Consider the following 13,629-nt stretch of genomic DNA (forward strand, 5'->3'; position numbering starts at 1 on the left):
TAATAAACTGTATAAATTGAATATTTACTCAATGTCAAGATCTAGTTTTTGCTTTAGAATTAAGAGGTTGGGGTTCTTTTCAGCCAAATATTGAAACTTTTCTTGTGGGCTGTAAGGCTCCAGTTTTTTGGCACTCTTAATTATTGAAATCTCAAATTGAACAGAAAAATTATTCAGCTTTTGCCGAACGTATTTTAAAATATCCGCTTTCCCCTCAGTAAAATAAGAATCTTGTATTTCATTTTCGAGATGAAGCTCTATGGTGAAATTCTCCTTTAGCTTAATGGTTTTATTAGCCAAAGTGCTGTAGATACGCTGATGACCTTGGCCTTTCACATGCTCGATGTACTCATTCCAAATATTGGTAAACTGGGCTTCGTCAAAAGCATCTTTTGGTAAAGCCGGGTTGATGGCGGTTTCGTCAACATCTGATTCTTCTTCGCCTTCTGCGGTTGCTTTTCCCTCCAGGCTTCCGGAAATTGAAAATGAACTTCTCCTTTTTTTCAGCTTACCAGGAGTGGTAGCCGTTTTCTTAGCTGGGGTGGCAGGGGTAACACTTGGTTCTGGTTTATAGCTTGCACTTTTTTCCTGCACGGGCTGTGGAGCAGGAGGGGTGGAGTTAGCTGTTTGCGGTATGTGGCTTGTAGCTTGTGGTTGTCTTTCTTCCGCCTTTGGAATATCAATTCCTAGCTTATGACCCCCGACTTCTGACTTTCTATTTACCTCAGGACTAGGCTTTTTTTTTTCGGGCTCACCATGAACCAATTGCGAAAGCTGAAGTAGAGAAAGCTCTACGAGCAGTCGGGCATTATTACTGCCTTTGTACTTCACATCCACCTCTCCCAGGAGTTTTAAACCCCTAAGCAAAAACATGGGGTCAACTTGTTTAGACTGTTGGCCATACCGAGCCTTGGTGCTTTCGCCAACTTCTAATAATTGTAATGTTTTAGGATCCTGACAAACCAATAAATCCCTAAAGTGCGCAGCCAAACCATTGGCAAAAAGGTGTCCGTCAAAACCGTTGTCCAATATTTCATTAAAAATAAGTAGCAGCCCTGAGCGGTCTCCGGCAAGGATTAAATCCGTGGTACGGAAATAATAATCATAGTCTAAAATTCGAAGGTTGGTGATTACATCATTGTAAGTGATGTTTTTCCCTGAAAAGGAAACAATACGATCAAAAATAGAAAGAGCATCACGTAGCGCTCCGTCAGCTTTTTGAGCGATAATATGAAGTGCTTCACTATCTGCTGTTATTCCTTCTTTTTCAGCTACACCTTTTAAGTGTTTAGCTGTATCCTCAACAGTAATGCGTTTGAAGTCAAAAATTTGACAGCGGCTCAAAATGGTTGGGATAATCTTGTGCTTCTCGGTAGTGGCCAAAATAAAAATGGCGTGAGCTGGCGGCTCTTCCAACGTTTTAAGGAAGGCATTAAAAGCTGCCTGAGAAAGCATGTGAACCTCGTCAATGATATACACCTTGTAATTTCCCACCTGAGGAGCAAAGCGTACCTGATCAATCAGGTTTCGGATATCGTCTACGGAGTTATTTGAAGCTGCATCGAGCTCAAATATATTGAATGAAAAATCCTGATCATCGCCTGTAGCTTCTTCGCTATTAATCATCTTAGCGAGAATACGCGCACAGGTAGTTTTACCAACCCCACGAGGGCCGGTAAACAACAGCGCTTGTGCTAGATGATTTTGGTTGATAGCATTAAGCAACGTGTTAGTTACGTGCTGCTGACCTACTACTTCATCAAATGCCTGAGGGCGATATTTACGTGCAGAGACAATGAAATTTTCCATCGGGGCAAATATAGAAAAGCTACCTTCAGATAGAAGTGCTTGTTGAAAAGTTAGGAAGAAGTAGGTTTACGCATATTTCTATTATTAAGAATAGGGGAGGTAAATAACGAAATGACGCTGCTTGGTTAATGAAAATTCCTTACTTTTGCCGTCCTTTTTGGATAAAAGAGGATAATATATTAATAATTAAATCTTTAACAGATGAATCAGTACGAAACCGTTTTCATCATGAATCCCGTCTTATCTCCTGAGCAGGTAAGGGAAACGGTACAGAAGTTTAAAGGCCTTATTGAAAGTAAGGATGGAAAAGTACTTCACGAAGAAGATTGGGGGCTAAAGAAAATGGCCTACGCAATCGAGCACAAGAGAAGTGGTTTTTATTTCCTACTAGAATTTCAGGCTCCTGGTGAAATCATTGCTCCACTAGAAGTGGACATGAAGCGTGACGAGCGCATTATGCGTTTTCTTACCATGAAAATGGATAAGCATCACGTAGAGTTTGCCAAGAACAGAAGAAAGAAATTGCAAAACGCCTAAAAATTTTTGAATCATGAGTGAATTAGAAACCGGATCGAATCAATCCGAAATCAGATATCTTCAGCCTCTTAAAATTGATACAGGTAAGAGAGAGAAGTATGATCGCTTCCTACGTTACGGACTTAAGTACGTAGACTACAAAGACACAAAGTTCCTTCTTCAGTTTGTAAATGAGCAAGGTAAAATTTTGCCAAGAAGAATTACCGGAACATCATTGAAATACCAGCGTAAAGTTGCCAGAGCCATCAAGCGTGCACGTCACCTGGCTTTGATGCCTTATGTAGCTGATAACCTTAAATAAGACCGAGAGCTATGGAATTGATACTGAAACAAGACGTAGAAAACCTTGGCTACAAGGATGATATCGTAGAAGTAAGACCAGGATACGGTCGTAACTTCCTTATTCCTTCAGGAGTAGCGGTACAAGCTACCCCTGGTGCTAAAAAGATGCTTGCTGAAAACATCAAGCAACGTAAGCACAAAGAAGCTAAGGAAATCGAAGAAGCACAAAAAGTTGCTGCTCAGTTGAACGATCAGAAAATGAAAATCACTACCAAAGTTGGTAAGGGTAACAAACTTTTCGGATCTATCAACAATGCAAACCTTGCTGATGAGCTTTCTAAAATGGGTCACCATATCGACAGAAAGTACATCCAGATTCAAGGTGGTACTGTAAAAGCTACAGGTCCTTACCAAGCAAAAATTCGTTTGCATCGTGAGGTAGTTGTAGATTTTGACTTTGAAGTAGTAGGTGAAGCTTAATTAGCTAAACACTATTTAGAATATAGAAACCCTCGGCATTTGTCGGGGGTTTTTTGTGCGATATTATTTGAGGATTTGTGAGATTACATACTTTGTAAAGGACAGTTCATTATCTGCTAAGACTAAAAAAAAAATCTCGGCAGAGCTCAATATAAGTCATGCCGAGATTTGCTTAGATAATAGATGAGCTATGATTCAGCCATCATATCTTTTACTTTCTGCGTCATTTCTGGCGATTGCTGAATGGCCATAGCCATAGTTTGATATTCTTGCATGGTCATGTCATTTTCATGAAGCTTAGTTTGCATTTTAGCTTGCACATCTTGCTGCATACTCATTACCACCTTCATCGCATTGGCATAAGCTTGCTGCTCTTCTTCAGTATATTCTTGAGTAGCCTCGGCTTGGCTTTGCTGTGCTTGAGCCATTTGCTGAAACTTCATTGGATCCATTCCTTCTTTTTGAATGGCGGCAGCCATTTGCTGCTGTGTTGCCATCTGTAATTGTTGTACTTCCTTAGTAGCATCGGCAAACTTTTGAAGCTCTGCATCGCTGTAATCTTTAGCCTGAGTTACTTGCGGCATAGCAGTGGTCTGCTGGGCAGCAGCATCAGTAGAGCTTAGCATCAAAGCTAAAGTTGTACATCCTGTTACTAAAAGAGATCTAACCATATTGGTCATAAAAGTAATTTTGATTTATAATTCAATTATAGGCCAACAATAAGGATTAGAATAGTCAATCCCAAATAATAAGAAGGTTTTTCCTACAAATCGAATTCTTACCAAGTAATCCGTGCCACAGATCCTGAAGGACCAGAAAGCCATGAAACCCCATTTACGGTTGAAACACTGTAAAAACTTCCGTTTAGTTTGTGCCAGGTTTTACCGCTGTCGCGTGAATAGATAATACCTGTGCGGCTGGTGGCAATGATATCCTTTTCATTTATCACGTTTACACATGACTTGTATAAACCTAAAATTTCTGGATGCTCTAATGCTTGCCATGTTTTTCCTCCATCAAAAGTTGTAGCCATGTTTTGGTTTGTTAAAGAGTCAGCTTGGTAATCGCCACCCACGCAAAAACCATAGTTTTCATTGAGCATGTCAATGGAAAATATTCCCTTTGAGGGTTCACCAAAATCAATTGGTGCTATGGTTTTAGTCCAGGTTTTACCAAAATCATTTGTAAGGAGGACTGTTGCCTCAGGGCCACCAAGGCCAATTAGGGCTGAGCTTTTGCCAAAAGTATTGATGCACGTTCCTGAAGCCGCAAACCCACCTTGGTGGGAAAATACTTTTGGAGAATGTTTTTTTGGTATCTCTTTCCAAGTTTCCCCAGCGTCTGTTGTAGTAATAATCAAAAGGTGCTCTTCAGGAGCATCGCTAAAAGCCATTCCTCTTTGCTCGTCCCAAAAGTCCATAGCGTCAAAAAAAACGCCTTCTGTTTCATTTCTATATACTTCTTTCCAAGATTTGCCACCATTTATACTTTTACAAATAACAGCTGGTAAGCCAGCAGAAAGTATGATAGCCGTGTCCTTACCAAAGGCGTGAATATCTCTAAACTGTAAATCGTCATATCCTTTAGGGGAAAGGTTTTCCCACGTTTTTCCTTCATCCGTGGTGCGCAATACTCTTCCTTCAGAACCGCTTACCCAGCAAATGGATTCGCTCACGGCACACAATCCTCGAAGGCTGGATTCAGAATCGGTAGGGGAGCCGCTTAGGACCAGTTGAGCATTTGCCGAAAGGCATAATAGGCTGAATGCAGTTTGAAGCAGAAGTTTTAACATGTAATCTTTTTTAAAATTGGATAACCGAACATAGCCATTTTCTGGCTTTATTTGCGGAAAATAGATTTTTCATGTCCGCTAGGAACAAGGCTTCTTTAGGTTTCATTTTTGTCACCATTTTGGTGGATGTTATTGGTATTGGAATAATCATCCCAGTACTTCCATCACTTATTGAAAACCTTAGCGGTGAAGGGCTTAGTGAATCTAGTAGGATAGGGGGATGGTTGATGTTTAGCTATGCCGCAATGCAGTTTCTTTTTGCTCCGGTTTTGGGTGAATTGAGTGACCGCTTTGGACGCAGACCCATTATTTTGATTGCATTACTTGGGTTGGGCTTAGACTATGTATTTCATGCTTTTGCACCTACCATCGCCTGGCTGTTTGTTGGACGTATTTTAGCTGGAATTACTGGCGCCAGTTTTACTGTAGCCACGGCATATATTGCAGATATAAGCACTCCAGAAAAGAAAGCTCAGAACTTTGGTCTCATCGGGGCTGCTTTTGGTTTAGGATTTATTGTAGGCCCAGTGATAGGAGGTATTGCCAGTAAATGGGGAGTGCAAATGCCTTTCTTTATTGCTGCAGGTTTGAGTCTTCTCAATTTTTTATATGGTTTGATTATTTTGCCAGAATCACTTACTCCTGAAAACAGAAGACCTTTTGACTGGAAAAGTGTGATACCCTTTGGATCCTTGCTAAATCTTAAAAGATATCCAGTGGTAATCAGCTTTTTGATTCCTTTTTTCTTCATTTATATAGCCGCGCACTCCGTGCAGTCTACCTGGACATTCTTTACCATGTTTAAATTTGGATGGGATGAAACTACCGTTGGCTACTCTCTGGCTGTAGTAGGAATTTTGGTTGCTATTGTGCAAGGTGGTTTGATACGCGTAATTGTAAAAAAGCTTGGTGAAATGAAAACCGTTATTATCGGAATGAGCCTCTGGACGCTGGGGTTAGTTTTATTTTCATTTGCATTTAAAGGCTGGATGATGTTTACATTTTTGCTACCATACTGCCTTGGCGGAATTGCAGGCCCCACACTTCAAGGAATTATTTCTAACCAGGTAGGGCCAAAGGAGCAAGGAGAATTACAAGGCGCACTTACGAGTTTGATAAGTCTAACTTCCATAATCGGCCCGCTATTAATGACATGGGTGTTTTACCAATACACGCGTGACGAAACCGATGTAACCTTTGCCGGGGCACCTTTTATGCTTGGTGCTATTTTGATGGCAATTAGTATAGTATTAGTAATAAAACCTTTGAGTAAGTTTGTGAAAGGTGTAAAAGCTGAGGCCGAAGCTAAAGAAACAGAGACTCACGCGGCTGAAGTTTTACATTAACACAAACAAAGCACACTTTAAGTTGTTGCACAGTGCTATTAATCAACCTTCCCTATGAAAGCATTTGAACAGGATAATCATAAGCATGGACCACAAAAAAACGTTCCAGCCCGTACGATTCCTAATTATATAAAGTACTTTGTTATCCTGTCAAGCCTGGTGCTTACAGGTTACGTGGTTATCCTGGCGCAGTCAGTTGTGGGGCCGTTATTGGCTGCATTTATCGTTTCACTTTTGCTCAAACCACTTTCTCAAAAATTTGAGCTTGTTCGAATGCCTCGGTCAATTAGCTCTCTATTTGCCATGTTTATTGTATTTATCGTCATAGTAGGTCTTTCAACGTTTTTTTCCGCTCAGATTGCCAACATCGCTTCTGAGATGAATTCTATTGAATCGCAATTTAACAGCATGATAGATAAGGGGCATAAGTGGACAGAAAATACATTTGGAATAGCTGCTAGTGAACAAACTACTTATTTAAAGCAAAGCTTAGGAAAACTGCTTGAAAATAGCTCAAGCATTGCTACATCTACCATTTCGGCTACAGCCAATTTCTTTACAGGATTCTTTTTATTCCTGATCTCCTTATTTTTCTTCTTGTATTACAGGAGTTTTTTAGTCTCTTTTCTTTACAGAGTTTTTTCTCACAAAAATCATGGGCAGCTTGGCGTTACCTTAAAGAAGGTAGAAGGTGTGGTTCGCAATTACATATTAGGGCTGTTTGCAGTCATCTTAATTATTGCTGTGCTGAATACCATTGGACTGCTGGCTTTGGGCATCAAACATGCTGTGTTTTTTGGAGCACTTTCGGCCATCCTTACTATTATTCCATACGCAGGAGTAATGCTTGGAAGTTTGCTTCCGGCCATATTTGCTTTGGTTACAAAAGATTCACTTTGGTACCCGGTTGGCGTGATTGGCATTTTTGCTGTTGTTCAGTTTTTAGAAGGCAATTTTATCACTCCCAATATTGTGGGTAATCAGGTAAGTGTAAACCCATTTGCTGCAATTGTTGGTCTTTTAGTGGGAGGGATGATGCTTGGCGCCACTGGGATGATTTTTGCCATTCCGCTTTTAGCTATTGTAAAAGTGATTTGCGATAGCATAGAAGAGACGCGACCTATTGGGTATCTCATTGGTAGCCCACCTGATGACGAGGAGCTATATGAGAAGAGGAGGAAGCGGGCTCAACGCATGTTTGGTAATAAGGCTTAGAAATTCAATCGGGTGTGAATGTTCAACTCCAGTACCTCACCCATAGTGTTGCAAAGTCTAAAATCATCTTCATCATAAAAGCGAGCCAATTCAGCACCTAACTGTTTTATATAGCTGTCTTTAGATATTTTATCACGCTTCATAATGTGCATGAGCTCTGTAATCTGAGGCTCTACCAGTTTGTAGCGCTTTCGTAGAAGAGCTTGTTCCTCATTTACATATTGCTGCGCGGTAGCAATAGACATGTGCTTTTGGGTCAACCGTACATAAGGGAGGTTTTCTTTGTAAAACTGAGGCAAATAAATTCTATGACGTCCTTCGTAGTTTTGTTGATCAAAATCAATAGAGCGAATCCTGTACTGTATCTGGTCAAAATCTTGATTAACAACCACCACCCAGTTATAAGCACGCATATCGCCAAGCAAGCGTACAAAGCAACGTTCGTTAAACTTTACAAATTCTTTAGCCAGTCGAACTTCATTGTGTCCTTCGTGATATTGCTCTAGTCGGTCAATAAAATCATCTCCAGGAATGCCTATAATGTGCTCTTCTACCAGAGTATTGTTATAGTAGATGTAATTGATTTTGTTTGGAGAAAGGAAGTGCTCTAGCTCAAGTCCATAAACCCTTGAAGCATCAGCTTTTTTGATATAGTAATAATCGTAGTTATCGTTTATCTGGTTTAAGATTTTGATGCGGAAAGGCTGCGAATTTCCATAAGCACAAAAGTCTACACTATCTACTGTAAGGTAGTCCAGATGCGAACCGTCACCAATCAATATTTGATATAAATCTACCAGATGCCCATAAATTTCCTCCATTTCGGAGGGGCCATACAATACTGAATTCCAAAGCGTATGACTATCATCTTTATCTAATTTTGGAATAAGATGATTGTAGCGCATCAAGTCAGAATACTCGATTGGTATTTTGGTACATCGAGAATTATTCACGAGATATTCATTCAAATCATGACTTACCTCATAAATGGGTTTCTTGTATTGTATTTCGTTCATTTCCGCCATAGCAGTAAATATAGTTGCTTAGTTGGGTTTGAAAATCACTTTTCGATAAAATGAAATGTCAAGTAATTAATAAGAAAATATGTTAATTCGTCCACTCTAATTTAACAGATATGCAAAAAGAACTCAACTGGATCTGGACAGAATTAAAAACTGTAGAAAAGCAAAAGCTGTGGATTTACACCTTGCTATATCTGTTATGGGGGTGGGGGATGAACCTTTTTGGTCAGTATATGGAGATAGCCCGCTTTACCCACTGGTGGCAAATAATCACGGTCTATCTCCTATACATGGTTCCAATTTCTGTGGTGCTTCGCAATCAAAGCTTCCACCGGCAATATGCCTATGGTCTTATTTTTATGGGCTTGCTAGAGTTTGGTGGTTATACCTTTCATACATCTTATGCCTACCCAAATAATTTACTCGATCAGTTTTTTAGCGAACGCAATTTTAGCCTAGCCATGGCTCTGTTTTTTGCGTTTTATTTCCCTTTAGGGAATGCTGCTGTAAACTGGATTTATCAAAAACTTAAGAAGAATTAATCTTCTAAGTGATAAATCTCCATGATATCTTTCATGGCTTTCTCATAGTTCACATTAAGGTCTATAAGTTTACCACTGTGAATATCAAATACCCAACCGTGAACAGTAATGTTTCTATCGCGGTAAGCACGTTGTACATCAGCTGTTTTTATCACATTCACACATTGCTCTTCCACGTTTAGCTCTACCAATCTTTTGTAGCGAGCCTCTTCGTCTTCAATAGCATTAAGCTCAGCTTTGTGTAGGCGATATACATCTCTAATGTTTCTTAACCATGGGTTCAAAATACCTAAGTCAGCAGACTGCATAGCGGCTTTTACACCACCACAGTAATAATGACCGCATACTACTACATGCTTTACTTGAAGGTGCTTTACGGCATAGTTTATAACCGACATTGAGCTCAAATCGGTGTTGATTACCATATTGGCAATATTACGGTGTACAAAAGCATCACCAGGGCCTACGCCCATTAGCTCTTCAGCTGTTACACGGCTATCGCTACATCCTATATAAAGTACTTCCGGGCTTTGCCCTTCGGATAGATTCTTAAAATAATTTGGGTTAACATTCAACTTTTCAGCTACCCATTCTTGGTTGTTCTTAAAGATTTCTTGCATTTCCATTTCTAAAAATAAATTGAGGTGTTAATTTTTTGAGATTGTATCCATTGCATTATTGCCGCTCACTTCTTTCACCACACGTTCAAATTCGCCAACGGGGTTTTCCATTTTTACTCCAGCCACATCTATACTTTCTACCGTAATGTTTCTAGTAAGTGCATTAGCTTTAAAGTCTTCTATAATTTCAATAATATCAGGGTGAATATCCTTTGTGCGTGAACCATCAATGATTACATGTTTATTATCTGGAATACTATTTAAGCTGTTCAAAATTCCGGCTTTATTCAGGAAGCTTACGTTTTCGGCTAACTGGATTCTTACAGGTCCTCCAGATTTCATTTCATCACTTTCAAAGGTATAAGGCACTTGGTAGTTTTTCCAAAGAATTTGGAAAATAGCTACTACCATACCCATCGTAATACCAATTAGTAAGTCGGTAAATACAATGCCAATAATAGTAACCATATAAGGAATAAACTGGCTCCAACCTTTACGGTACATTTCTTTGAACATTACGGGTTTGGCCAATTTATAACCAACCAAAAATAAAATAGCAGCAAGGCTAGCCAATGGAATTTTGTTCAACACATTAGGGATAGCCATTACGAAAACTAGCATAAGGACCCCGTGTAAGAAAGCAGAAGCCTTAGTACGACCACCAGACTGTATATTGGCAGAACTACGAACAATTACCTGAGTAATAGGAATTCCTCCAATTAGCCCGGATATAATATTACCAACACCCTGTGCCTTAAGCTCTCTGTTGGTTGGGGTTACACGCTTATAAGGATCAAGTTTGTCAGTAGCCTCAACACATAATAAGGTTTCCAAACTGGCAACTATAGCGATAGTAAAGGCAACTACGTAAATCTGTGGATTGGCAAAACTGCCCCAATCAGGCATACTAAATTGATTGAAGAAATCACCAACACTCTGAGCTACAGGAATAGAAACCATATGGTCGCCAGAAATAGCCAAAGGAGGAAGGCTATCGAACCAAAAGCTCAATCCAATACCTGCTAATACTACAAGTAAAGGTCCCTGCACCATGCTTAATATTTTATGATTCCTAATGAACTTTTGTTCCCAAAGAATAAGAATAGCCAGTGAAATAGCACATACAATTAAAGCACCAGGAGTAATGCCATCAAGCATATAGCTTAATTCCGAAAAAGTATTGTGTCCATCCGGTTGAATAAAATTCATATCACCTTCAGGATCTGCATCATATCCAAAGGCATGAGGGATTTGTTTTAAGATTATAATGATACCAATACCCGAAAGCATACCTTTAATAACGGCAGTAGGGAAGTAATAACCAATAATTCCAGCTCTTAAAAACCCAAGAATCAATTGTATTAAACCACCAATAACTACGGCAAGTAAAAAGGGCTCAAAGCCTAAATCTTGAATAGCTGTAAGTACAATTACCGCAAGACCAGCAGCCGGGCCACTCACTCCAAGAGGCGAACCACTTAAAGCTGCGACTACAATACCCCCAACTATACCGGCTATAATTCCAGAAAATAGGGGTGCGCCACTAGCAAGGGCAATTCCAAGGCATAGCGGCAGAGCTACCAGAAATACTACAATACTCGCAGGGAGATCATGTTTAAGGTTTTTGAATGGGCTAAAATTCATATTATTCATAACACTAATATTATGCTAAGGCGAGGCTCGCCATTTAATTGTCAAAAAAAATGATAAAATAAGATATAAGACTTTGATTATCATTGTTATAAAGCTAATGATTATCAAAGAAAAAAAGGTAAAAAGACTGGAACTATTATGAAAGTTCTGGAGGTGGGGTAAGAACCCGCTGCTTCAATACGGAATGTAATGAGCTACTTTCAAATTGAAAATTTATTTCAGTTAAGTAATCCGGCAAAAAATGAAATGAAGTCGTTTCATGATGAAACTCTTCATTCATTATGTTGTTGGAACTTCCGCTGTCACTTCTTTCTTCCGCAGGTGCTGGAGTTTCCGAATCTACAAGCTGCACTACCTTTTCAGCAAAAAGATCAGTAATAAACATGGAATTACCTTGGGTGATAAAAAACATAAGAGCACCAATAATGCTGACACAAAATGTGTTGTATAAAGCGGTTTGATATGTTATTTTATTTGGACTCACCTATTTTCTTCTATTATTGAGAAAACCATATTTTGGAAAAAATCCGTAATGCTCCTGTTTCCTTTATTAATACCTGTTAATGCCGGTAAGTGTTCGGCAAAAAATATTTGCTGATGAGCGCCTTCAATAATAGTAGACGCCAGCATTTTTGGATATTTATAAGCCGGGGCAACATCATTTATCATGCCAGCCGCCCGATCTATCAAATTAGTATATCCTTCATAGCAACCTTGCTTGTTTTCCAGATCAACTTTTCGGGTATGAAATGCCTTTATTGATTCAGAAACTACAATCTTATTTAGCTTTATTTCATTGATATACTCAAAGTTACCATCTTCTTCCACCGCTTCGGTAAGCAAAATTATAGCTTTTGTAAGTCTTGACTTTGCATCTTCAATATTATTGGTCCCCATCACCAGGCGATATTCCATCCATGACCAATACCAAGAAGTGAGGTAGAGCAAAAACTTGTGCTTATTTTCAAAATAACGATATATAGTACTCTCGGGAGAACCAATTTTAGCTCCTAGTTTTTTGAAGGTAAATGCTTCAAAGCCTATTTCGTCAATCAGCTCAATGCCGCGCATAACCATTGTGCGCCCCAATTCAGTAGAGTCTGGGTCGCGATTGTAAACTTTATCGTTTACAGAAAATCGAATATGCTGTAAGGTGCTATTCATATATAGTGCTGCAAATATAATAGTAATACTATTATATGTAATGTGTTTACTATTAATTTTTTGTTAATGCTGAATTTGGTGACCTTATTTTAAACACAAAAACAATCTTATCTAATTGCGGACTAAGTGGTGTTGCTTAAATTTCAGGTTCAATTTGTTAGAGTCATGATTCAATACATTTCCTATAGCGACCGCTTAAAGCAACATTTTGCCAAACTAAATTACGAATGGCTTGAAAAGTACTTTTATGTAGAAGATTACGACAAGGAAGTGCTTGAAAACCCTAAAGCGTATATAATCGATCAAGGCGGGCAAATATTTTTTGCGCAAGCAGAAACTGAAATAATTGGAACTGTGGCTTTGATAAAACGTGGAGCAAATACTTTCGAGCTGTCTAAAATGGCGGTTACCCCAAAGTTTCAGGGGCAAAAAATAGGGAAGGGGTTGATCGAAGTTGCTTTAAATTATTCACGTAGTCAAAAGATGAAGCGGGTAATCTTGGATTCAAATCGCAAATTGAAGCCTGCATTGGCTCTATATAGTAAAATGGGTTTTAAAGAAATTCCAACAGATCCTAATACGCCCTATGAAAGGTGCAATATCCGTATGGAAAGACTTTTATAAAATTCATATTCGCTTCAGTCTGTTAAATTTTTGTATCTTCTTTAGTCACAAAATTCAGGTATTATGGTAATGAGTTTCCAAGGTCAGCAGGCCAAACCCCAGACAGAGAGCCAGCAAGTAGTTGTTCGTGATTTTATGACAACCAAGATCACCACTTTTCAGGTAGACCAAACTATGCACGATGTAATTCAGATTTTAATTGAAAAGCGAATTTCCGGTGGGCCTGTAGTGGATGTTGACAATCATCTTGTAGGCGTGATTTCTGAAGGAGATTGCTTGAAGCAAGCCGTAAAAGGAAAATACTTAAACTCCCCAAGTTTAGGTGCTACAGTTTCCGAATGCATGGTTACAGAAGTAAAAACGGTTTCTCCAAATCTAAATATTCTTGATGCTGCCCAAATGTTTTTACACTTAAGATTAAGGCGATTCCCGGTAGTAGAAGAAGGGAAGCTTTTGGGCCAAATAAGTCAAAAAGACATTATGAAAGCAATCCATAATTTAAAGGAAACCACTTGGTAATCCCTATTAATCTTCGCTAATTTG

At 39.1% G+C, this 13,629-nt stretch carries 16 protein-coding genes; 8 read left to right on the plus strand and 8 right to left on the minus strand.

Features of this window, described 5'->3' with window-relative positions; all coding sequences use genetic code 11:
• Positions 1 to 24 precede the first annotated feature (24 nt).
• On the minus strand, positions 25 to 1,809 hold the full coding sequence (locus OWEHO_RS02765; RefSeq protein WP_014200936.1) for a DNA polymerase III subunit gamma/tau: 1,785 nt from the start codon (positions 1,807 to 1,809) through the stop codon (positions 25 to 27).
• Between the two features lie 201 nt (positions 1,810 to 2,010).
• Between OWEHO_RS02765 and rpsF the strand changes: the two genes are divergently transcribed.
• The 3 genes from rpsF to rplI are packed head-to-tail and all read left to right on the plus strand — an operon-like array spanning position 2,011 to position 3,108.
• Positions 2,011 to 2,346, plus strand: a complete 336-nt coding sequence (gene rpsF, locus OWEHO_RS02770; protein ID WP_014200937.1) for a 30S ribosomal protein S6 — start codon at positions 2,011 to 2,013, stop codon at positions 2,344 to 2,346.
• A 13-nt stretch (positions 2,347 to 2,359) separates the two neighbouring features.
• A complete protein-coding gene (gene rpsR / locus OWEHO_RS02775) occupies positions 2,360 to 2,647 on the plus strand; it encodes a 30S ribosomal protein S18 (RefSeq protein ID WP_014200938.1) in 288 nt (95 codons plus the stop codon).
• Positions 2,648 to 2,658: 11 nt separating this feature from the next.
• On the plus strand, positions 2,659 to 3,108 hold the full coding sequence (rplI, locus tag OWEHO_RS02780) for a 50S ribosomal protein L9 (RefSeq protein ID WP_014200939.1): 450 nt from the start codon (positions 2,659 to 2,661) through the stop codon (positions 3,106 to 3,108).
• Between the two features lie 188 nt (positions 3,109 to 3,296).
• On the opposite strand, the gene OWEHO_RS02785 is transcribed toward rplI, so the two are convergent.
• Complete coding sequence (locus tag OWEHO_RS02785; RefSeq protein WP_014200940.1) at positions 3,297 to 3,788, minus strand: DUF4168 domain-containing protein; 492 nt, start codon at positions 3,786 to 3,788, stop codon at positions 3,297 to 3,299.
• 98 nt (positions 3,789 to 3,886) lie between these two features.
• A complete protein-coding gene (locus tag OWEHO_RS02790) occupies positions 3,887 to 4,900 on the minus strand; it encodes a WD40/YVTN/BNR-like repeat-containing protein (protein ID WP_014200941.1) in 1,014 nt (337 codons plus the stop codon).
• A 71-nt stretch (positions 4,901 to 4,971) separates the two neighbouring features.
• On the opposite strand from OWEHO_RS02790, the gene OWEHO_RS02795 reads away from it, so the two are divergent.
• Positions 4,972 to 6,246, plus strand: coding sequence for a TCR/Tet family MFS transporter (locus tag OWEHO_RS02795; protein ID WP_014200942.1), 1,275 nt, complete (start codon positions 4,972 to 4,974; stop codon positions 6,244 to 6,246).
• A gap of 54 nt (positions 6,247 to 6,300) precedes the next feature.
• Positions 6,301 to 7,461: an AI-2E family transporter gene (locus OWEHO_RS02800; protein ID WP_014200943.1), complete on the plus strand. Its 1,161-nt coding sequence runs from the start codon at positions 6,301 to 6,303 to the stop codon at positions 7,459 to 7,461.
• On the opposite strand, the gene OWEHO_RS02805 is transcribed toward OWEHO_RS02800, so the two are convergent.
• Positions 7,458 to 8,486 carry a hypothetical protein gene (locus tag OWEHO_RS02805; protein ID WP_014200944.1) on the minus strand — a complete coding sequence of 343 codons (1,029 nt, stop codon included), beginning with the start codon at positions 8,484 to 8,486 and terminating at the stop codon, positions 7,458 to 7,460. The two genes, OWEHO_RS02800 and OWEHO_RS02805, sit on opposite strands and share 4 nt — an antisense overlap.
• A gap of 110 nt (positions 8,487 to 8,596) precedes the next feature.
• On the opposite strand from OWEHO_RS02805, the gene OWEHO_RS02810 reads away from it, so the two are divergent.
• A complete protein-coding gene (locus OWEHO_RS02810) occupies positions 8,597 to 9,025 on the plus strand; it encodes a hypothetical protein (RefSeq protein WP_014200945.1) in 429 nt (142 codons plus the stop codon).
• Here the strand turns inward: OWEHO_RS02810 and OWEHO_RS02815 are convergent.
• The 4 genes from OWEHO_RS02815 to OWEHO_RS02830 all read right to left on the minus strand — a co-directional run bounded on the left by OWEHO_RS02815 (position 9,022) and on the right by OWEHO_RS02830 (position 12,462).
• Positions 9,022 to 9,651: a carbonic anhydrase gene (locus tag OWEHO_RS02815; protein ID WP_041627393.1), complete on the minus strand. Its 630-nt coding sequence runs from the start codon at positions 9,649 to 9,651 to the stop codon at positions 9,022 to 9,024. The two genes, OWEHO_RS02810 and OWEHO_RS02815, sit on opposite strands and share 4 nt — an antisense overlap.
• Positions 9,652 to 9,672: 21 nt before the next feature.
• Positions 9,673 to 11,298 (minus strand): SulP family inorganic anion transporter, encoded by a 1,626-nt coding sequence (locus tag OWEHO_RS02820; protein WP_014200947.1) that lies wholly within the window; start codon positions 11,296 to 11,298, stop codon positions 9,673 to 9,675.
• Positions 11,299 to 11,434: 136 nt separating this feature from the next.
• Positions 11,435 to 11,710: a hypothetical protein gene (locus OWEHO_RS02825; RefSeq protein WP_041627395.1), complete on the minus strand. Its 276-nt coding sequence runs from the start codon at positions 11,708 to 11,710 to the stop codon at positions 11,435 to 11,437.
• A gap of 68 nt (positions 11,711 to 11,778) precedes the next feature.
• Entirely contained in the window at positions 11,779 to 12,462 is a 684-nt protein-coding gene (locus tag OWEHO_RS02830; protein WP_014200949.1) for a TetR/AcrR family transcriptional regulator, read from the minus strand.
• Between the two features lie 165 nt (positions 12,463 to 12,627).
• On the opposite strand from OWEHO_RS02830, the gene OWEHO_RS02835 reads away from it, so the two are divergent.
• The gene (locus tag OWEHO_RS02835; protein WP_014200950.1) at positions 12,628 to 13,086 is read left to right on the plus strand and encodes a GNAT family N-acetyltransferase; all 459 of its coding nucleotides are present in this window, start codon (positions 12,628 to 12,630) and stop codon (positions 13,084 to 13,086) included.
• A gap of 63 nt (positions 13,087 to 13,149) precedes the next feature.
• Positions 13,150 to 13,605 carry a CBS domain-containing protein gene (locus OWEHO_RS02840; RefSeq protein ID WP_014200951.1) on the plus strand — a complete coding sequence of 152 codons (456 nt, stop codon included), beginning with the start codon at positions 13,150 to 13,152 and terminating at the stop codon, positions 13,603 to 13,605.
• The last annotated feature ends 24 nt before the right edge of the window (positions 13,606 to 13,629 follow it).

Source organism: Owenweeksia hongkongensis DSM 17368, from assembly GCF_000236705.1.
GTDB classification, from domain to species: domain Bacteria; phylum Bacteroidota; class Bacteroidia; order Flavobacteriales; family Schleiferiaceae; genus Owenweeksia; species Owenweeksia hongkongensis.